20 protein-coding genes are annotated in these 17,628 nt (G+C 45.2%); all 20 read right to left on the bottom strand.

Annotated features, from left to right (window positions below):
* Window positions 1-24: 24 nt before the first annotated feature.
* On the bottom strand, window positions 25-576 hold the full coding sequence (locus tag AB3K27_RS14450; RefSeq protein WP_368488103.1) for a DUF2815 family protein: 552 nt from the start codon (window positions 574-576) through the stop codon (window positions 25-27).
* Window positions 577-580: 4 nt separating this feature from the next.
* A complete protein-coding gene (locus AB3K27_RS14455) occupies window positions 581-1,717 on the bottom strand; it encodes a DUF2800 domain-containing protein (protein WP_368488104.1) in 1,137 nt (378 codons plus the stop codon).
* The gene (locus tag AB3K27_RS14460; RefSeq protein ID WP_368488105.1) at window positions 1,710-2,027 is read right to left on the bottom strand and encodes an rRNA biogenesis protein rrp5; all 318 of its coding nucleotides are present in this window, start codon (window positions 2,025-2,027) and stop codon (window positions 1,710-1,712) included. Before AB3K27_RS14460 ends, AB3K27_RS14455 begins: the two co-directional genes overlap by 8 nt.
* Window positions 2,002-2,220: a hypothetical protein gene (locus AB3K27_RS14465; protein WP_368488106.1), complete on the bottom strand. Its 219-nt coding sequence runs from the start codon at window positions 2,218-2,220 to the stop codon at window positions 2,002-2,004. The genes AB3K27_RS14460 and AB3K27_RS14465 overlap by 26 nt, the downstream gene beginning before the upstream one ends.
* Window positions 2,221-2,352: 132 nt before the next feature.
* Window positions 2,353-3,264: an N-acetylmuramoyl-L-alanine amidase gene (locus AB3K27_RS14470; protein WP_368488107.1), complete on the bottom strand. Its 912-nt coding sequence runs from the start codon at window positions 3,262-3,264 to the stop codon at window positions 2,353-2,355.
* Window positions 3,265-3,282: 18 nt separating this feature from the next.
* Window positions 3,283-4,782 (bottom strand): hypothetical protein, encoded by a 1,500-nt coding sequence (locus AB3K27_RS14475; RefSeq protein ID WP_368488108.1) that lies wholly within the window; start codon window positions 4,780-4,782, stop codon window positions 3,283-3,285.
* The gene (locus tag AB3K27_RS14480; protein WP_368488109.1) at window positions 4,779-5,219 is read right to left on the bottom strand and encodes a holin family protein; all 441 of its coding nucleotides are present in this window, start codon (window positions 5,217-5,219) and stop codon (window positions 4,779-4,781) included. Before AB3K27_RS14480 ends, AB3K27_RS14475 begins: the two co-directional genes overlap by 4 nt.
* A gap of 83 nt (window positions 5,220-5,302) precedes the next feature.
* Window positions 5,303-7,774, bottom strand: a complete 2,472-nt coding sequence (locus AB3K27_RS14485; RefSeq protein ID WP_368488110.1) for a hypothetical protein — start codon at window positions 7,772-7,774, stop codon at window positions 5,303-5,305.
* 11 nt (window positions 7,775-7,785) lie between these two features.
* Window positions 7,786-8,289 (bottom strand): hypothetical protein, encoded by a 504-nt coding sequence (locus tag AB3K27_RS14490; RefSeq protein ID WP_368488111.1) that lies wholly within the window; start codon window positions 8,287-8,289, stop codon window positions 7,786-7,788.
* A 15-nt stretch (window positions 8,290-8,304) separates the two neighbouring features.
* On the bottom strand, window positions 8,305-10,245 hold the full coding sequence (locus AB3K27_RS14495) for a siphovirus ReqiPepy6 Gp37-like family protein (RefSeq protein WP_368488112.1): 1,941 nt from the start codon (window positions 10,243-10,245) through the stop codon (window positions 8,305-8,307).
* 2 nt (window positions 10,246-10,247) lie between these two features.
* Window positions 10,248-11,099, bottom strand: a complete 852-nt coding sequence (locus AB3K27_RS14500) for a phage tail family protein (protein WP_368488113.1) — start codon at window positions 11,097-11,099, stop codon at window positions 10,248-10,250.
* Window positions 11,100-11,112: 13 nt separating this feature from the next.
* A complete protein-coding gene (locus tag AB3K27_RS14505; RefSeq protein ID WP_368488114.1) occupies window positions 11,113-13,533 on the bottom strand; it encodes a phage tail protein in 2,421 nt (806 codons plus the stop codon).
* A 202-nt stretch (window positions 13,534-13,735) separates the two neighbouring features.
* Window positions 13,736-14,122 carry a hypothetical protein gene (locus tag AB3K27_RS14510; RefSeq protein ID WP_368488115.1) on the bottom strand — a complete coding sequence of 129 codons (387 nt, stop codon included), beginning with the start codon at window positions 14,120-14,122 and terminating at the stop codon, window positions 13,736-13,738.
* A gap of 11 nt (window positions 14,123-14,133) precedes the next feature.
* Window positions 14,134-14,724: a major tail protein gene (locus tag AB3K27_RS14515; RefSeq protein WP_035193308.1), complete on the bottom strand. Its 591-nt coding sequence runs from the start codon at window positions 14,722-14,724 to the stop codon at window positions 14,134-14,136.
* Window positions 14,725-14,727: 3 nt separating this feature from the next.
* Complete coding sequence (locus AB3K27_RS14520) at window positions 14,728-15,069, bottom strand: hypothetical protein (protein WP_368488116.1); 342 nt, start codon at window positions 15,067-15,069, stop codon at window positions 14,728-14,730.
* Window positions 15,066-15,497, bottom strand: coding sequence for an HK97 gp10 family phage protein (locus AB3K27_RS14525; protein WP_368488117.1), 432 nt, complete (start codon window positions 15,495-15,497; stop codon window positions 15,066-15,068). Before AB3K27_RS14525 ends, AB3K27_RS14520 begins: the two co-directional genes overlap by 4 nt.
* A 5-nt stretch (window positions 15,498-15,502) precedes the next feature.
* Entirely contained in the window at window positions 15,503-15,838 is a 336-nt protein-coding gene (locus AB3K27_RS14530; RefSeq protein ID WP_368488118.1) for a head-tail adaptor protein, read from the bottom strand.
* Between the two features lies 1 nt (window position 15,839).
* Entirely contained in the window at window positions 15,840-16,157 is a 318-nt protein-coding gene (locus AB3K27_RS14535) for a head-tail connector protein (RefSeq protein WP_368488119.1), read from the bottom strand.
* Between the two features lie 22 nt (window positions 16,158-16,179).
* Complete coding sequence (locus AB3K27_RS14540) at window positions 16,180-16,395, bottom strand: head fiber protein (protein ID WP_368488120.1); 216 nt, start codon at window positions 16,393-16,395, stop codon at window positions 16,180-16,182.
* Between the two features lie 12 nt (window positions 16,396-16,407).
* Entirely contained in the window at window positions 16,408-17,616 is a 1,209-nt protein-coding gene (locus AB3K27_RS14545) for a phage major capsid protein (protein WP_368488121.1), read from the bottom strand.
* Window positions 17,617-17,628 lie beyond the last annotated feature (12 nt).

Here is a 17,628-nt window from a genome sequence, read left to right on the forward strand (position 1 = left end):
ACCACCGCAATGTCATCGTTCCTTTTAGGCAAGGAAGTCATCATCCACAAGAGTAGTAAAGTCATCTGCTGCAGAAGTCTTGCCACCGAGAGGTTCGCCATCCTTAATCTTTTGAATATTACCAAGACCACAAGCTACACCCTTATTTCCGTTGGAGTTGAAAGCATAAAAGTTAAGAGAAACTCTACCGTAACAACCGCTGTACACTTCACTGCGATCCAAAATAGGTTTAACTCTTTTGTCTACAATCTGAGGAGCGGTTATGCTGTTGGCATTAATAAAATAATGACCCTTATATGCCTCATCGTCACGCTCTACATCGCCGTCACGGAGCGGAAGTTTAATAGTAGCTTTATTTGGTTTCTTACCACCAAACTTTGCAATGCCTTCTTCAATAGCTGCATCGATAGCAGCGTTTACTACATCTATGGTTTCCTTATCATCCTTTGGAATGAGAACGGACACACTGTATTTCTCAGCACCGCCGTTAATAGATACCGGCTCCCATCCGTGAAAGTAAGAGAGCCTTGTGTTTACACCTGTGATAACCTTAGTTTTATTAGTGTTATTTGCCATAATATTAATCCTCCATAATTTCGTTAAATTCGTTTTTTGCATCTGCTACGTTCATAGCCGGTCTTTTATCCGAGTTGGGAACAAGAGTCGGCTTGCCCGGTGGTTTATAAATGAGGTCACCGAGTATTTCCTCAAATTTGGCTTTACCCATCAGCTTCTGCATCTCTGTCATAGGGATTAGGCTCTTACGGTAAATGTCCTTAAATCCGCTTGCCACAGCTTTTTCTGCGATGGCATCTTCATCTTTGTATTTGCGAACAGAGCGACCTTCCACAACCTTAAAACCATTCCACTCTTTGCCGTGATTCACAGCGGCATCTGTGGCATAGGCTGTTATTTCATTTGCCCATTTAGTAAGGTCGGGAAGAATGAATAAAATCTCTTCTATCTCATTGTCAGTAAGTAACGGTGGCATCTTAAACTCTGTCTGTGCGAGTTTTAATTTTTCTTCGGCTCTTGCACGGCATCTGACTGCAGCCTTGCAGAAAGTACACCATTCACCCGGTATATATTCACCCTCGCCGTTATAGGCTTTTACAGCCTTTGGTTTAAGTTCCTCTTCTGCCCAGCATTTAAGTTCCTCTACCGGTACAGTCCATGTGCTGACATTTTCTCTTCTTGGTTGGAAAATCGTCATCGATACTTCGCTGATATCATAAAGGCTGTCATAGATTTCAAGGGCACCCAAGGCATACAGTTTCATCTGTGGATTGTCCACCGCATCAACAAGCACACCCATGCCATATTTGAAATCTATGATGTGAAGTCTGTCATCTGAAATGATTAAACAATCTCCAGTACCAAAGCCGTCCGGCACATAGCAGGAAAAATCAAGACGCTTTTCGATAAGAATGATAGGATCATTGCAGGACTGTTTTGCAAGCCCCACCTGTTCCATAACAAAATCAACATAGGCATCCGTACATTCTTCCATCTCATCTGAGTCATACTCTGATATAGGACGCTTGCTCCTTATATGGAGTGCTTTTTTCAGTTTGTGTTCCGAGAGTGCGTGTGCCGCTGTTCCTTCTTCTGCCGCAGTGCCGCTTGTATCTTCAAACTCAAGTTCAAGCCTTGCTGACGGTAAACAATGAAGCCATCTGTGTGAAGATGATGCAGATAATATTGCATGATTACCCATTGCCAAGAACCTCCGCATCTTTCAAGATGTCAGCATAATAAGCCTTGTCAACGGCACTTAACTTGTCGGCACCATACTTCTGAATGAGTCCTCGCACTTCGGCAGTAAATCCAAGCTGGCTCTTTTCGGCAAGCACCATACGCACTTTTTCAATTGGGATATCCGGCTCTTTTGCTGTTTCTGTCTTTGTGGCAGGCACTTCTTTGAAAGCGGAATCAGTTTCCGTCATTGCATCACAAACTGCCTGTATGCTGTCTGCAAGACTTCGCATATCATTTACCACATCAAGCAGTAACTTTACTTTGCTCAAGGTCATTTCCTCCTTTCGTAGTCTCACAGATGGAGAGTTCCTCGACACTGTCTCCTGGGATCAGAATGGTTACACGTCGTTTATCTCCAAGGAGGAAACGTAGGATGCGCTCCCTAATGGTGACATTACGGCAAGTAATGATTCCGCCTGTCTGTGGCTCTTTTGAAACACTGATTTTAAGATTGTGTTTCATGTCCTTCACCTCTTTCCAAAGGGCGATTTAATTTGTTGCCCTCTACCTGGTAGCCACGGGAGGAAAGGAAATCTGACGGTTTAGAAAAAAATAATGCCCTCGGAAGTTTTTTGACCTCCAAGGGCATCATGATTAATTAGGAATTTTCAATTTCTGTCCGGCATAGATGATATTTGTAGTTAGACCGTTGAGTGCCTTAATCTCCGTATATCTTTCACCATTGCCAAGCTTTTCTTTAGCAATCTTCCAAAGTGAGTCACCCTTAACTACGGTATATATTTCATATGTCGGAGCAGATTTTCCTGAGTATATAATTTGTCCATCCTCATCAAAGACAGAGTATCCGGAGTTGGTATCTGCACAACGCTTGGCATTTTCCAACAACTTATATGCACCCTTTTGAGATTTGGCATCATTCCAACTCTTTCTCACCCTATATAAAATATCCTCCGCTTTAGGGGATGGGTTAACGGGGTTTAGTGCATTCTTTACATCCGCTCGAAAGGTGTCCATACTCTTACCATGTTTAGGAAACCAGTGCATCACATCGGCATGATTGCTGGCAATGCCCAGCTTGTGACCCTCGCTGTGGCAGATGATGTTCTTTTCGGTTAAACCATAGAGCTTGCAAAGATGTACACAAAGTTCGACGGCCTCTCGGTACACCTTGTCAAAATAGGTGCTGTCCGAAAGACCGTCCTCGCAAATCTCAAAGCCTATATGGGTATCGTTGACCGAGCCTTTCGAGCCGGAGCCTCCATGCCAACCACGATGATTCCAAGGCAGGGTTTGATAAGTAGCGATGGTTCCATCCGCAAGCTTACCAATAAAGGCATGAACGCAAACTTGACGGCCACCTGGCTTATCTTGATTCCAGTGATTGTTGTATTGGTTCTTTCCGAGCAAGCCGTCATCCGGGCCAACATATCGCTTGAGCCATGGATTATTTGCCCCGGTGGAGTGCACCATAATTCCTTTGGGAGTTATGGTTTTACCTGCTTTAAAGCAAGCGTTATTTGTAAGTATTAATTTTCGTAATCGCATAATAAATCACCTCGCAAATTAAGGACTTGTATCTGTCGCAAGAGCGGTAGGATATAGATGATAGGTAAATTTCAAATCGCAATAAGCACTCGATGATGTTCCGTCACTTCCCATACGGACGTACAGTCCATACCCAGCAGGTATCCTAGCTTGCCGCATTTGAATATGAATGTGCAGAGATTCAGCAGATGTATTTGACCCTACAGGTGTACTCCGTGAGATTCTGGTGAAAGTCTCCTCGTCATTGGAAATATAGAAGTCAAGCTCCTTTTCGCTTGTATCGGATTGGCGGCAAAGAGTTATCAAATGACAGTCATATGTCGCCGGATAAAGCAATCCACCCTGACCTCCAATGACTACACTGTTAATGGGCAATACTGTATGCAAAGGCCCACGAACGCTGTTAGCTCCGCCCGAACCTGAAACGTTGCCAGACAAAATATATCTCAGGTAGCTTATCCTGGTAAATGGATTGATAGCTACTGTTGCGGTGGATGTCAGATTTATTGCGGATGTTGCATTTTCTACTCTTTCCAGCATGAACAGGCTTTCTCCCGGAGCTACGGTAGCGTCTCCGATGGAAAACCTCTGACTCGTCCAATAGGCGGTGCAAGTCGGATTAGGATCTGTACCTACCCCATAAGCAATGTTCGTTTCATCCTCGACGCCCCTTATGGCTTCGGCAAATTTCTTGACCGTATTGCGAAGGTTACCTTGGATTAACACCTGCACATTGTTTGCGGAAGGGCTACCCAAGGCAGTGACGAAGGTATATGTTACCGTACCGATTACTACGTTATTGCCGTTTGATACGCTACTAAATGTGATGGACGCTCTTCGGCTGGTCATGTCCGGTGCAGAAGCGGTTTCTATGGGATGTAAATGGTTGAGGAGAATACCAGTCCGCATATACAGCGTGTCACGCATATTCTCAATTAGGCCGTATGTGGTGTCCAGCAAGTTGTAGCTGTCATTCACCTGACTATTTGTTGTGTTTAGCAGTTCGTAGTTATCTCCGACCAGCCCATGGGTATCGTTTAGTTGGTTATGCGTGGTATTCAGCAATACATAATTGTCATTTAACAGGTTATAAGTGAGATTTAGCAAGTTGTTTATCTCATCAATATCCAATTCCGCTAAGGCTGAAAGCACTCGATTGAGCCATTCCTGGGCAGGAGGCTCGGGTGGCACGGCTATATCATCAACAAGAGCCTCCTCAACGATGGTTAGTATTCGGACGCTTTTTCCGACCACATCACCATGAGTAACCCTTATCTCCAACTGCCCAACACCGACAAGCAACGTATCCGTTGCGTTGGGTGACCATGTCAGAACGCCATCAGCGTAGGTTGTGACCACCGGATAAGCAATGCCATCCGGTCTTTTGTATATGGCATTTAGAGCAGTTTCGGGGTAGCTACCATCTAATAGGCTCGAAACGTCAACTTCAAGGCGGCGAAAGTTATGCTCTCCACGCCTGCCGATAAACACTGTCACAGCTTTTGCTAAATCAATCATATTCCATCACCCGACTTAGGAGGTTCCTCATCACGTCCATGTAGCTGTTTTAGAACCTCTTTTAATTTTTCTGGGATAGGCAGTCCAATATGTCCGGCATTCTCCAAAATAGAAACACCTTCATTACTTAAGTAGAAGAAGATTACTGCCGTTCGAAGTACACCACCATTTTCACCAGCACTACCCAGTATCTGCGTATCAAGAATATGGGCAACACCTACCATCACAAAGATAAGTACCTTTTTGAAAATTCCTTTAGCACCGATTTCACTGGATAGCTTTTTATCAATAATTGCACATAGAACACCTGTCAGATAATCTATAACAACAAAAGCAATCAGTGCATAAAGGAATCCATCAAGTCCACCCAGAAACCATCCAAGAAATCCGCCAACAGCTGCAAAGGCTAACTGTATCCAGTTCCACATCTCTTTCATTAAAAACACCTCCATTAAGTTGAATTTGTGTATTGAAAAGCGCCCCTGCAAATCGCAAGAGCGCTGAATTATATTTTTGACTTTTATAACACGTAAATAAGGTTGTGCATTTGTTCCATGACATCTGCCCTCGGCCGCCCCATTCCAATAGGTAGCCATGTAAAGGCCGGTATGTCGAATGTCCCGGAAGCATCAAAATCATTTATTACCAAAATAACTGAATCAATAGCTTTGCGAATTTCAGTAATATGAGATGGCCAATTCTTTATAGTGGTTTTACCCGCAATGATTTCCTCCTTCCAAGAAACAGGGGAAAGGGTGTAATAGCTACGTACTCTATTTACAGCAGTACGGAGGGTTTGAATATGCGTTGCCTTAGCATGAGTCACATTAGCAGTGATGATTTCAAAAGGCATTTCTAATACCGTGAAGGTACGAATAACTTCTGCACTTGCTGACTCAATGTCACTGTCAAGGCAACGGAAGGTAACCGTATGATTTCCTGCTAAAAGAGGTTCGGCTTGATAAACCGTCTTAACACCGTTACCCAGATAACCACTCGTGGAAAATCTCTCAGGATTATCCACGCTGTTATACCATGGACCGGAATCAATCTTGACTTCCACAATCTGTGTTTGTCCATCTGGTTCTATGCCCGTTGTAATCATGAACCGCGGTGTAGTGTTATAAGTAGAATTGCCGGACATCGGACAGGTAATTATCGGTGTGGCAGGCTGACTATTTTTCTTTACTGCATTACTGACTACAAAGGTTGAAACAGTATCAAGTATATCTGTAACGCTGATTCGATAACGAGTAAGCATACCGGCTATTTGTGAGCCATTCACCTCGATGGTGCCAGAAGTAGCACTTGAGACGATAGTAGTCAGTGCTTCATATGCCGACCAATTTACCCCGTCTGTCGATGTTGCCTGTTGAATGACATACTGCTTAATAGCACTGGTTCCTGGTATTGTTCCACTCCAAGAAATGGTTATCTTTCTAACCTCATATATAGGAGGAGTGGCAGTAAAAGTTGTCGGTGGTATCGGCAGTGTATTTCTTCGAACGGTATTACTGGAAATGGTCCAGTCGGAGTAGAAACTTTCCCCGGCTGCACCTCTTGTTCTTACCCGGAATCGGCGATAATTCCCGCGTGTAGTTGGCGAGCTGACTATTAAACTGCCGCTCGTCGCTGAAGTGAACACTACAGTTAACGCTGTCCATGTTCCCCAGGTGCTGTTATCTGCCGAATCGCTATACTGTATCTCATAGGATGTAATCGCATTTCCCGCACCTCCGGAAGCGCCGCTCCATGAGAGGGTAACATTTCCTTCGGCCAGCGTTGCGCTTACGGAGCAAGCGGTCGGAGCTACGCAGGCGGTAATATCGCAGTAAATGCTGTTACTAATCTTCTCTGAAGAGTAAACATCGAGATTATCTATTGTCCAAATGCCAAATTGAGTATATGTGCCTGGAATTCTTGATACATTTGGGTTGTAACTGCCGCCACTGGCTGGCAAAACCAGAGTGGTCAGAACATTCCATGAACTCCATGTACTGTTATCCGTGGATGTCCTGCTGGCAATCTGGTATCCCTTGATAGCACTGGTTCCACCGGAAGCTCCGCTCCAAGTCAGTGTAATGGTTTCATCGCTGTAGTTTGAAGGAGAAGCGACTGCAGTGGTGGCAGGACTTGGCACCGTATTTCTGCGGACAGAGTTTGATGATACTTTCCAGCCGGAATAATAGCTTGCTCCTGCTGTGCCGCGTGTTCGCACCTGAAACCGGCGGTAGTGACCTCGCGTTGAAGGGGGAGCAACCGACACGCTTCCGCTTGTGGCAGTAGTGGTTACCGTAGTCAGTGCTGACCATGATCCCCAGTTGATGTTATCGGCTGAATCACTGTACTGTATTTCGTAGGATGAAATTGTATTATTTATGCCGCCGGATGCGCCACTCCATGATAGTGTGACATTACCTTCCGAGAGAGTCGAATTCACTGAGCAGGAAGTAGGTGCGCTGCAGGCGGTTGTCCGGCTTGCCCAGTTTATGGTCAGCACAATTTGGCTTAAGTTGTCCCTTGCGCCAAAGCCCATGTAGTTCAATGAACTGGAGCCTGCATCCATGAATAGGCAGTTGCTGGCACCGCTACCGATAGAATCTATAAGTGCGGTGGAAATGGCGATATCTTTTGCACCTTGCCCAGCGGAAACGGTGTAATTGTATCCACCAGTGACCTTCGTTGGTCTGCTCCCGGATACACTCGTTCCTGAACTTGGAGACGGCATACCTGATGCGTTTCCAGCATATAACGTCATGGTTCTGGCGGAACCCCAGTCACCTGCGGCTATCCTGACAAGGTGAATGCTGGCTGATGTAGGATAATAGTTTGCGTAGGTATTACGAATACTGGCGAGGTCAAACAGCATAGCACCCACGTTCTCATAATTGTTAGCATCAGGATAAACCCCTTGCCGAACATAATCGGTTACGCCTGCAATCCAGCTTCCGTTACGCCATGTACAAGCATTTGTTGCCTGATAAGTTGCCATAAGAATTCACCTCACTCATAGACCGCCGAAACCAGCGAATTTACCAAACCGCAAAGGTCAGTATTTAGACGGGTATCTGTAATGTTATTTGTAACTATTGATGTAGCGGCCGTCGGTACAAGCACATCAGCGATTCCAAGTTCATAGATATCGCTGGTTCTTGTCAATTCTGGTGCCACAGGTGTAGTAGCCGGGATTCCGTCAACAACTGCAATCTTAATGCTTCGGTTGATTTGGTTTAATCGAATAACAATCCGGTCAATACGAGGATTGCTTCCGTTTGCAGTAGTAAGTGGCATGTTCAGAGCATCCGTGTTTTCATATCTATATCCATTAATCCATGCACTGCCTGCTGCAACACTCACGGCTAATCCAATTGCAGGAAAAACCTGCAGGTTTGTTGGTGTAGCATAAAAAACTCCGTTAGATACAAGACTTCCGAAATATTCGGCGAAGTCCGTTGCATCATAGACTCTATCTCCATCTGATGAGTTGAAAAATCCGCTTTTCTCCATATTGCTCTCCTCCCTTTAAGCTCTCGCATAAGAGCAAGATATCATATAAAAACCCGTAGGCAGTGTGGAACCAGCAGCGTTCGCCACCACACCGCTTGTGTTAATTGTAATCGGCATACTGGTACCACTGCCACCCACCGCAGTTGCCACAGCTCGTACCGTCGAGTAAGGGTAAAAGTTCACATTTGTCATTGATAGAATCGTGCCGCCGGAAGCGACTCCCGAAGCACCCACGTTAATCTGCATTCCGATTGAAACAACTCCCTTATTTACAAATGACATATTTGAACCTATGGTTACACCACTTCCGAGCGAATAGGTGAGTGAGGTATTAGCTTCCTGAGCCATTTTTGCGGTAGTCACAGCACCGTTTGCAATCCTTGCCGTAGTTATTGATTCATTATTGATGTTGAGCCAGTTAGCCTGACCAGCCGGGTTATTGAACACGAAAACTGAAATCACATAAAATGTCATGGTATTACGGGATACAAAGAAACCCATTGCACGCTGATAGCCGTTTCCCGTGTTGTCTCCGTTGTGCTTTACCAGAAAGACATGGCCGTCATCACTTGGCTGATCGCTGAATTTGTTACCGTTGTACGAAGTAAAGTAAAAGGCGTCTCCGGGTACCATATTATGTAGAGCATATTGACCGACCGATACAGTACCTGCACCTACGTTAATTTCAAGTGCGGGGATCTTTCCAAACAGGTTGTTAATGGTATCCGCAAAATTATCACCCTTAATTTTAGGGTTTACTACCATCAAATCCCCTAAGGTTTCCTCTACAGTACTAAGCGACCCTTCCACTTCACCTAATGTTCCCTCCACATCACCCAGTGCTTCTTCCACAATGCCCAGCGCTTCCGTCACTTCAGAAATACCAGTCGGAGCAGAAATTGCTGTTTTAACTTGGCTCATGTCCGAGCGAATTCTCTGCGCTATTGTTAGCTCAGCCTTTCCAAAGACCACGCTAATGCTTTGACCGTCAGCATCATAGGTTTCTTCAATCTCGGTAATGCGTGTTGTCATCGATACTCCCCAGGCCTTGGAAATGACTTTGACAGTCTGCCCAAGGTCGAAGTCTAGCTTGTATGTCAGATTTCCGTGAGGATTAACCGAAGTGTCGAAGGTATAACGAATTGCCTGGTCATTCAGTTTGCTCTGACCACGAAAAATCAGTGTATCAATATAATCTGCTCCGAAATCATCAGCACGCAGATCCTTTGCATCAACAAAAATTTCATGTCGTGCCTCTCCGGAGCCACTTGCAATGGCTACAAATGTCCGGTCTGCACCTTCACCTTCGCCTCCGACAAGAGCAGTGTTTGCATAGTCAGCGGCACTTATAGTATAAATTTGTTCAGTTAGGTTCTCGTACTCTTTGGAGAACACTGCTTGTGACTCTGAACCCATATAAAGCTTTACGGTAAAAATTCCTGTTGCAGGAGTGAACACAGTCTTGATGCCAACTTCTGAAGCCTCACATAATTCTGTCACCACATCCATCAGATTCCGATAAGATATCTGGGTACTAACGGGTATGCCCAAGTTTGGAGACGAGAATGATATCCCATTAATTTTCCTTGCTACATCAGAAGGATTGATAAGATTATTATTAATCAGTTGCTCCACACAAATTGAAATGTCACCGGATAGCTTTTCCGTCTGCCATAGAATACGTCGGGTAAGAAATGATGTAGCAAAGCGACCGCTTGCAGTGATGATTTCCTGCTCGGTTTGAGACAATTCCAGATGCTCAATAATACCGGCTTCCTCATCATCGTTCTTCCAAATGATATTTCCTTCTTTTAAGAGTGCAGTATTCTCCTGTGTTGCTATGGCTTTTAACTCAAAGGAACCACACTGGGAGTAACGCCGTGTCCAACGCAGGTATTCAAAAGATTCCACAATGCCCACAAGCTCTCGGTTTGAATTGTAGATAAACAGTTCCATCTTTACACCCCCAGAAACTGCGGACGAAAATAAATACTGACTTCTAACAGTTCCATATTAACTGAAGCATCGTAGCGCAGTGTGTTAAGGCCTGCGGAAAGCTGAAAGAACACTGAATCGGTGTCCAGCAAGGAGAATGCATTTGTTACCACCGTTCCATTGATGCTGACTACACGCTTACCCGAAAAATGGGTATAAACACGAAGTTCATCTCCGGCATTCATTGTAGTGAGTAGCCGAATGTATTCACCGGTGTCAATCTTTAAAAGTTCGGGGTTTGTAACAGTACCCAGAGCTCGGAACACAATTTCACATCCACAGGACACATCACCGATGTTTTCCACCGTAATGATTTGACTTGGCTGGCGCATTCCAAACTCCATACCGCTCATTGGTATCTCCAGTTCAAATTCAAGTAAAGGTATCCAAGATGCCAGTTCCTCTCTTACCTCATCCAATGTCTCGAAGAAAGGGGAGGGACAAAGCAGGCTTACAAAGAAATTCGGTATTCTTTGCCGAGTAGAAACACTAAATCCTGCTTCCTCAACAACACATGAGATTTTCCGTTCCCTATATTGAAGAGTCCCCAGTAGCTTAGGGCTGAATATTTGAAGAAACCTCTGCCTTCGTTCATAGGCATCACTAGGATTATCAGCAACAACCGTTCCTTCAATTGTTATGTTTCGCATATCCAGTGTGGACGAAATATAAAAAGCACCGTCTTGATCCGGTGCCTTGAAAGTGTTGACGGTCTGACGTATGTTGCCAGTGCCATCTATCTTGGTAAGAAAGTACGGACGGCTTTGTTTAAGCGTGATACTTTTGCCATCTGCATTTATATAAGTTAATTCCATTGGCCGTCCTCCTTTATAATTCAAGTGCCAATTTACGGGACAGATTCTTAAATTCCCGTGCCAGTTCTTTTTCTGATAGAGCCTTTGGTGTCACCACAGAAAGATTTTGCGTGATGCTTGTGCCGTTAGTGCTGCCTTGCCCGGATAATCCTTTGTAATTCAAATCAAAGTTTGTAGGTACTGCATTTTGCATATCCCTTGAAACTGCTGCCATTGCATCCTCGAAGCCCACACCGATGCCTTCACCCATGTTGTGGCCAATTCCGGCAAACAAAGCTGAGGGGGATTTGATACCGAAGAAGTTTTTAATCTTCGATACCACATTACCGAAAAACCCAGAGATTTTATTCCATAACCAAGCACCTGCGTCTGAAATACCATTCCACAAACCTTTAATCAAATTGCCACCCACTTGTGCCATTTGACCGATATAACCAGTGAAGGCTCTGACCAGTCCCGAGATGATCTGCGGAACTGCTTTAACAACCTCTACGATTATCCTTGGCAGGTTTGCAATCAATGACACAAACAGCTGAACACCGGCCAAAACAATCTTATCGATGTTCCCAATAATGGCATTGACCAGTGAAGAAACAATCTTCGGAATCGCACCTACTACAGTAGTAATAATCTGTGGGAGCGCCTGAATTAGCGATATCAAAAGCCGGATACCTGCATCAATAATCAAAGGAATCGACCCAATGACTGCACTGATTATACTGTCGATGATTTGCGGTATTGCTTCCACAACTGCCGTAATAATTGTCGGTAACGCTGTAACCAACGAAGTCAATAGCTGAATGCCCGCATCGATAATCTCCGGGATGGATTCAATCAGAAAATCCACCACGGCTTCGATGATGGCAGGCAAGGCAGAAACAAGCTGAGGTATTGCGTCAACTAAGCCCTGTGCTAATCCTATAATCAACTGCAAAGCCGCATCCAGCAGCATTGGCAGGTTCTCAATCAAGCCTTGAACAATCTTCGTAACCGCCGAAATCGCTGCTGGGATGAGCTGCGGTAAAGCTATGCCAATACCCTCCACAAGAGCAGTGACCAGTTCTATTGCCGCATTTATGAGCAGTGGAAGATTATCAATCAAAGCACCCACAATCGTCATTAAAGCACTAACTGCCGCTGGAATCAGTTCCGGTAAGAGGTTTAAAATCGTTTCTAATACTTGCGTGAAAATGCTTGTGACTAATTCAAGGAGCATTGGAAGCAGGTCGGCAACTGCCGATAAAATTGCCCCTGTCGCTGTAGGTAAAGCCGCCACGATATTTTCAAGCACTGGTACAATGTTTTCCACCACTGCCTTGAAAGCATCAACAAGATTCTCAGTCAAATTTGTCATGTCGGCATTGGCATTGCCCAGTCCTGCCGTAAAAGAGCCAAGTGCGGCTTGTAACAATCCAATGGAACCAGTAATTGTTTGCGTTGATTCACGGGCGAAGTTGCCGGCATATTGCTCCGTATTCTCAAAAAACATCTGCATGGCGATTTCGGCTTTTTCCGCTTGTGTTGCGGTATTCCAAGTAAAATCCAGACCCTTTGCGAGGGCATAGGCTTGGATATTAGTTGCATTCATGGCAACTCCAAGGTTATCCATCATGGTGAAGTTGCCTTTCGCCGCACCTGTGACTGCTTCCATCGCAGAGGACATATCAATACCCATAACAGATGCCATGTCCGCAGCACGTTGCATGGCCTTTTCAGTTAGTTCAAGACTTTTCTGTTGTTGTATACCAGAGCCTTGGAACAATGCACCCATTTTATTGGCAGTGGCGAGGTACTCACTTTGGGAGACACCGAGGTTCCTATAGGCTTCCTCACCAGTTTTCTGAATTGATGCAGCGTATGCACCGAATACAGCTTCAGAGCCACCAAGGTTTTGTTCCAGCTCTCCAAATTGCTGAACAACCTCTTTGCCTAACTTAATAGCGGCTGCTCCGGCAGCAACGGCAACTGCACCCATCGCCACACCAATGCCCTTAAGCACACCACCGAGTTTCTCAAACCTGCCACCGGCATCTTCTGCACTTTTGCCGGAATCGTCCAATTCATCGCCGAGATTATCCGCTTCGATTGTGGACTCTTCAAGTTCACGCTCCATACCGTTCAGCTCAGCTTGTGCCTTGTTCAGCTGAATCTGCCAGTTTTGGGTACGGCGGTCATTTTCGCCGAAAGAGGAGGAGGCATTATCAAGAGCAGCCTTGAGTGTGGAAATCTTCTCTTTCTGTGCATCAATTTCTTTATTCAGAACCGCATTCCGAGCGGTGACTGACTGTATGGATTTATCGTTTTTATCAAACTGGCTGGTAACAAGGGTCATTTCACTGCCCAGCACCTTAAATGATTGATTTATTTCGGAGAGAGCCTTCTTAAATTCACGCTCGCCCTCGACACCTATCTTTAAACCGAAATTGTCTGCCATGCCTTCACCTCCGCCTAAATACCCGGTGGGATAATATCGTCAATTGTCCGGGTTTTCTTCGGCTTTTCAATGCCGTGCCATTGTTTGTGGCAGGTCCATAAATCAAAAAACAGTCCGATAGGCATAAGCCAGAATTCCTCTTCGTCCATGCCCATCTGAACTGTTCCATAATAAAGAAGCCGGGTAAAGACTTCAGCGTCCGTTACCCGACTTCCACGTTTTTTGGAGTTTCTTCCTCGCTTTCAACATCGCGCTTTGTACCTTTAAACATCGCTTCGGTGATTGCGTTTTTATATGCTGCCAAGTCAAGAGGTGAAGTGAGAAGTTCTACCTCTTCCTCGGTAAGGAGTTCCTCCGGAGCATTCTTATTCTTAAGGTTGCGAATCAAAATGGATTGATTTGCCAGCAACGTAATAAGCCAAACAATCTCATCCAGTGCCATCTCGAAGTTCTCGGATTTCATCAGCTTTTCTCCGAGATTTTCAAGACCCCCATACCGACCGGCAATGCCTTTCGTCGCACGTGTGGTCAGAACCAGTTCATAATCCTTGCCGCCTATGTTGATAGTGGCGCTTCTCTCATTATCCATCTGTTTTCCTCCTATGGTTCCGGTGTATATACCGGCTCATAAACTTCAGTAAACCAACCGGTGATGGTGGTCGATGAAACACCTGCGTCACCTTCAGTGACCTCTGCTTTCCATGGGTGTTTGCCCATGCCATCCAGTTTGTTACGGCGCATAACCGTTCCTTCGATGGTTGGTGTAGAGAAGGTGATAGAATCCGCCTTTGTCTGCAGGTTGGTCGCAGGTAAGCCGAACTTCACACGATAGAGCCAAAAATAGCGATATGTTCCGTTTGCCTTTTGCGCTCTGAAGCCCACAGCAACGGGTGTACCCACATTCTCACTGGCAGAGATCAGCACACCATTGTCATCGGTTGATGCACCGGTTAAATCCGCAGCGACTGTGGGTCCAATGTCATCCACGCCGAGGGTAAGAGTACCGCTGTTAAAATCTTTTACAACTTCTGCAGCACCGTCATCCGCATATAAAATTGCTTCAACCAGTTCCACCGAAAGTTCAGCGGTGATGGCCTTAGCAAGCACCGAAGGTACAGCGTAGGTTTCTTCACCGTTGGAATCTTCGGTTATCTTTGAATAGTACAGTCTATCAAGACCGATAGTTGCCATATGTTATTCCTCCAATCTATAATTTTTTGCCACGTCGATGGCATAATGGTGATATCCTGTATCATCCTCATGACCGATATACCGACGCTCAGTCACTGTGAAATCAGCATTTAATAATGCCGTTGTGATCTGTCTTTTCCGCTCTAAGTAATTATTCTTTGAGAACAGCGATATCCGTGCCTCTTGTACATCAAAGCTGGGGCGATTATCTGCATGGACTTCAAAGATATCTGAAAGTGGGGTTATCACGGCATACTCATCCGGTGCCAAATCGGAAAAAACTCCGGTTTCCACAGGGAGCGATATAGCGGTTATGAGGGTATTCAGTTCTTCTAAAACTTTCATATCTTACTGATCTCCTCCTCCAGCTTGGCTATCATTGCATTAGTACAAGATTTCCTGGATGCAGTTCTCGCTGGTTTCAAGAAAGGTTTTGCAGGCTGACCGTGCTTTCCATATTCAATAATGCTTGCAATTTTTGCATTACTCTCTCCATCAGACCTTGGCTCCGCGAAGCCGACTTTTACATTGAAGTTACCGTCTCTATCCTGCTTTGCATCTGATAGTCCTAATGAAGATATAAGCTCACCGGTACTCCTTGATGGGTATTTCGTATCCTTACCAACTACATCTCTCAGATTTCCTTTGACTTTATCCAGTACCACCTCACCACCGGCTTCTAAAACCTTTGGAAGAATGACATCCGTCCGGTCAGCTAACCGGGATACCTTTAAAAGAAATTCCTCCGGCATCTTTACATTAACTTTTGCCATACCCATCACCTCACAGTCGATTCCAGCTTTTCTGCCAAAACCTCAATATACATTCCACGGCCTCTTACATCCTCAACACTTAAAATCTGGTATCTTCCATCTTCGCATACTATGACCATTTCGGTTGTAACCTTAAGTCCGGAGATTTTCCTAAACCGAAACAGTGATGTTGCAGTGGAAAATGAAGCCATATTTGTCCATCGTTCACTGCCGTGTCTATCTTCCTTATAGGCTCTTAAGCTTGCGAGTATGTTATCACCTTTTTTAGCGAAACCTTCCGCATCCTTGACAGGTACTGTGCTGATGATATCGATGAAAGTGTTCATTTTCCCAAAACTCATCTCACACCTTCCAATCCCGGTCAAGCCGTAGAAGTAGGTTTATCGTGTTCCATACCTGCTGACCTGCTTGCACACTATCGGCAAAGAAACCAGCCGTTGAGCCATCTCTGCTTTCATAGAAATGGCTCGCCAGCATGATTATTGCCTGTTCAGTAGTAGGTGGCATTGGGTTTTCCGTGTAATAGCCTTCAGCGACATGTTGGTAACTCTCCGCATAGGAGACAGCCGCTTTGATGTAATGTAACAGAAGGCCGTCGTCTGCATCATGCGACATAATTAAGTTTGCTTTTACTTTAGGCAGAAGATTATCCGTTGTCATACTGACTGCCTCCTTCCAGTGATTATTCGTCTGCCGCCATCAAACCAGCCGCTTTTAGCTTAGCAAGCAGAGCATTGAAATCTGTGACCAGACCTGCTACATCGGTAGCAGTGCTATCTGCTTGATTCTCTGAAATAGGAAGCCCCGTTACCGAGGCCTCCTGTTTAATCTCTAACGTTCCACCAATGACGGTTTTATCGCCGCCCTGTTCGGTGTAATTCTTTGTGTTGTAGCTCATAATGCACCTCCGTTATGCTTTCTGCTGAAGTACCTTAATGGCTTCAGGCAGAATTAGTTTTCCGTCTACACGCTGAGTAGCAACAAAGCCTACCTGGCCGGTAACGGCAAAGAGTTCATTTAGTCTCTTAAATACACGGCCTTGACGGTCGGCTACCCAGTAATAGCTGAAATCACCGAATGCGATTGTCTTCGCTCCTGCTTCAATAGCAGGCACGTAAGAAGATGTGAAAAGCGGACGGTTAAGAATGGTATCCGGAGTTCCTGCCTGTATAGATGGCTGCCATAGGTACTGACCTTGACCGTCTTTCAGCTTACGAATTGCCTTTACTGTTGAGTCGTTCATGATGAATACAGACTTATTACGATAAGGTGCTTTTAATGAATAGAACAGGTCAAGCACTTCATCGAGGGTGATAGCTGTAGCACCCGCAGTAGTTACACCGAGTTGTGCTCCTCCTGTGGCTGCAAGAATACCTGTTGGTTTACCGGAACCGTCACCTGTGAAGAAAGCTTCCTCTTCCTTGTTACCGATACGTCTTGCAAATTCCCTTGAAATATAGGGTTCAAGTTCAAATACACTATCGTTTAGAAGTTCCTCAGAAACCTTAATCATCGTACCTAGCTTATAGGCTCCAATAGATACTTGACCAAAGCTATCGTCACTTTCAGGGATTGTACCTTCCTCATCAATCCATGATGCTGTTCCCTTGGATGCAACCACCGGAATTTTTCTATCGCCGGAAGCGGTTGTGATGACTTTAGCCAGCCTACGGAAGAGATTCTCATCCTCCAATGCCTCGACAAGAGTTCTCTCAAACTCGTCAGGGACTAAGTATCCACCTTCTGAGTCTGTGCCAATCTTAAGAGCATTTTTTACGGTGGGATCAAGACCCTCACCGGCACGTGTACGCATAGCATTCCAGAATGCTTTCCTGTATTCGTCAGTTGCTCTTCCGGTTTTGCCTTCCAGTTGGGGAGTGGCAGGCTTACCTGTTAAGGGATTAGCCATAGGAGCATTAAGTTCCGCATCCAATATGGCCTGTTTTTCCAAACGGTCGATTTCCTTACCAAGAGCAATAACATCAGCTTCCATTTTGTTGTAAGTTGCCTCATCCTCAGCAGAAATCAAACCATCTGTGCCACGCTTGGTATCTAAGAACGCTTTGGTAGCGTCCCATGCTTTGGCGCGTTTCTCGCGCAGTTCTAAAATCTTGTTCATAATCTTTTCCTC

Origin of the sequence: Clostridium sp. BJN0013 (genome assembly GCF_040939125.1) — a bacterium.
Lineage (GTDB): Bacteria > Bacillota > Clostridia > Clostridiales > Clostridiaceae > Clostridium_B.

What these genes read in the sequence shown, in the direction of transcription:
- AB3K27_RS14525 (WP_368488117.1), bottom strand. Translation starts at nt 15,497, where the DNA reads ATGGCAAAAGTTAATGTAAAGATGCCGGAGGAATTTCTTTTAAAGGTA.
- AB3K27_RS14545 (WP_368488121.1), bottom strand. Translation starts at nt 17,616, where the DNA reads ATGAACAAGATTTTAGAACTGCGCGAGAAACGCGCCAAAGCATGGGAC.
- AB3K27_RS14510 (WP_368488115.1), bottom strand. Translation starts at nt 14,122, where the DNA reads ATGGATAATGAGAGAAGCGCCACTATCAACATAGGCGGCAAGGATTAT.
- AB3K27_RS14480 (WP_368488109.1), bottom strand. Translation starts at nt 5,219, where the DNA reads ATGAAAGAGATGTGGAACTGGATACAGTTAGCCTTTGCAGCTGTTGGC.
- AB3K27_RS14505 (WP_368488114.1), bottom strand. Translation starts at nt 13,533, where the DNA reads ATGGCAGACAATTTCGGTTTAAAGATAGGTGTCGAGGGCGAGCGTGAA.
- AB3K27_RS14520 (WP_368488116.1), bottom strand. Translation starts at nt 15,069, where the DNA reads ATGAAAGTTTTAGAAGAACTGAATACCCTCATAACCGCTATATCGCTC.
- AB3K27_RS14535 (WP_368488119.1), bottom strand. Translation starts at nt 16,157, where the DNA reads ATGACAACGGATAATCTTCTGCCTAAAGTAAAAGCAAACTTAATTATG.
- AB3K27_RS14540 (WP_368488120.1), bottom strand. Translation starts at nt 16,395, where the DNA reads ATGAGCTACAACACAAAGAATTACACCGAACAGGGCGGCGATAAAACC.
- AB3K27_RS14465 (WP_368488106.1), bottom strand. Translation starts at nt 2,220, where the DNA reads ATGAAACACAATCTTAAAATCAGTGTTTCAAAAGAGCCACAGACAGGC.
- AB3K27_RS14470 (WP_368488107.1), bottom strand. Translation starts at nt 3,264, where the DNA reads ATGCGATTACGAAAATTAATACTTACAAATAACGCTTGCTTTAAAGCA.
- AB3K27_RS14490 (WP_368488111.1), bottom strand. Translation starts at nt 8,289, where the DNA reads ATGGAGAAAAGCGGATTTTTCAACTCATCAGATGGAGATAGAGTCTAT.
- AB3K27_RS14455 (WP_368488104.1), bottom strand. Translation starts at nt 1,717, where the DNA reads ATGGGTAATCATGCAATATTATCTGCATCATCTTCACACAGATGGCTT.
- AB3K27_RS14515 (WP_035193308.1), bottom strand. Translation starts at nt 14,724, where the DNA reads ATGGCAACTATCGGTCTTGATAGACTGTACTATTCAAAGATAACCGAA.
- AB3K27_RS14530 (WP_368488118.1), bottom strand. Translation starts at nt 15,838, where the DNA reads ATGAGTTTTGGGAAAATGAACACTTTCATCGATATCATCAGCACAGTA.
- AB3K27_RS14495 (WP_368488112.1), bottom strand. Translation starts at nt 10,245, where the DNA reads ATGGAACTGTTTATCTACAATTCAAACCGAGAGCTTGTGGGCATTGTG.
- AB3K27_RS14500 (WP_368488113.1), bottom strand. Translation starts at nt 11,099, where the DNA reads ATGGAATTAACTTATATAAATGCAGATGGCAAAAGTATCACGCTTAAA.
- AB3K27_RS14450 (WP_368488103.1), bottom strand. Translation starts at nt 576, where the DNA reads ATGGCAAATAACACTAATAAAACTAAGGTTATCACAGGTGTAAACACA.
- AB3K27_RS14485 (WP_368488110.1), bottom strand. Translation starts at nt 7,774, where the DNA reads ATGGCAACTTATCAGGCAACAAATGCTTGTACATGGCGTAACGGAAGC.
- AB3K27_RS14475 (WP_368488108.1), bottom strand. Translation starts at nt 4,782, where the DNA reads ATGATTGATTTAGCAAAAGCTGTGACAGTGTTTATCGGCAGGCGTGGA.